The organism is Streptomyces sp. W16 (assembly GCF_033194735.1).
Lineage (GTDB): Bacteria > Actinomycetota > Actinomycetes > Streptomycetales > Streptomycetaceae > Streptomyces.
This window is the reverse complement of record NZ_JAWOAI010001123.1, coordinates 1-1,128: the sequence shown is the minus strand read 5'-3', so window position 1 is coordinate 1,128 and position 1,128 is coordinate 1. Positions and strand designations below refer to the sequence as shown.

The window sequence follows — 1,128 nt, the reverse complement described above, 5'->3', positions numbered from 1 at the left end:
CCTTCGCCGATGCGCCGGCCGACTTCGGCGTCCTGATGTCCTCCCTCGCCCCGGTGCTCGGCGGCGTCGGCTCCGCGGGCTCCGCGGCCGCCGACCGCTTCCTCGACGCCTGGTCATCGGGCGGCGACAGACTGATCAGCGTCGGCTGGGACGGCTCGGCGTTCCCAGGCGCCGGGCCGACCGGTGAACCGCTCCCCGGGGACCGGCAGGAGGAGCGCCGGCTCTCACCGGAGCAGGGAGCGGAGGTCCTCGGCCTCGTTCTGCGCTCCGACGTGCCGTCCCGGCTCGCGGTCTCCACCACGGACCTGGAGCGCCGCGTCCAGCGGCAGTCCGCCGGTCCGGAGCCGGTACCGCCCGTCCTCACCGCCTCTGGGCGGCCGTCCGGCGACGAGCTGAAGAGCACGCTGGCGAAGCTGTGGTCCGAGGTGCTGCGCACCGAGGTCGACCAGTACGACCGGAGCCTCTTCGACATCAACGACGACTCGCTCCTCGCGGTGCGACTCGCCCGGCGCATCGGTGAAGAACTCGGCGTGCCGCTCAGGACGATCGATCTCCTCCGGAATCCGACGATCGACCTACTGGCAGCACGGCTGGACCCTCACCGGGACCGCTGACATCAACCACAAGGAGAACCCTGTGGAGCCACTACTCCAAGAGATCGTCACCGTCGTCGGCGGATATTTCGACATCGAGCCCGACCAGTTGGACCCGGCCGTGTCGTTCACGGAGCTCGGCGCGGACTCAATGGCGCTGCTCGGCATGCTCCGGCTGGTGGAGGACCGCTACGGCTGCAAGGTGTCGCTGCGTCAGCTCTTCGACGACGTGGAGAACCCGTCCGAACTGGCCGCATACCTCGCCGCACACGCTCCGGCCGAGAAGCTGCCGGGAGCGCGGACGGTACCGCCCGCCATGGCGAGCTCGCCCCTCACGGCCTCCACCGTCGGCGTCGGCACCACGCCGACGCCGGTTGCGCCCGCCGCCCCCGTGGCACCGGCGGCCTCCCTGGCGACGGGCGGCGACTCGGCGGCGGTGCAGAGCCTGATCAAGGAGCAACTCCTGGTCATGCAGCGTCAGCTCGAACTGCTCTCGGGCAGTGAGCCGACCGCCTCGCACCGCCCGGCCGGCGGG

Annotated in this window: 2 protein-coding genes; both read left to right on the top strand. The window is 71.5% G+C overall.

What is annotated here, in order from left to right; all coding sequences use genetic code 11:
* Positions 1–614: beta-ketoacyl reductase (locus R6V09_RS53590; protein ID WP_317888619.1), on the top strand; the 614-nt coding region annotated here is incomplete at its 5' end.
* Positions 615–636: 22 nt separating this feature from the next.
* A partial coding sequence (locus R6V09_RS53585; protein ID WP_317888618.1) for an acyl carrier protein occupies positions 637–1,128 on the top strand: 492 nt, incomplete at its 3' end.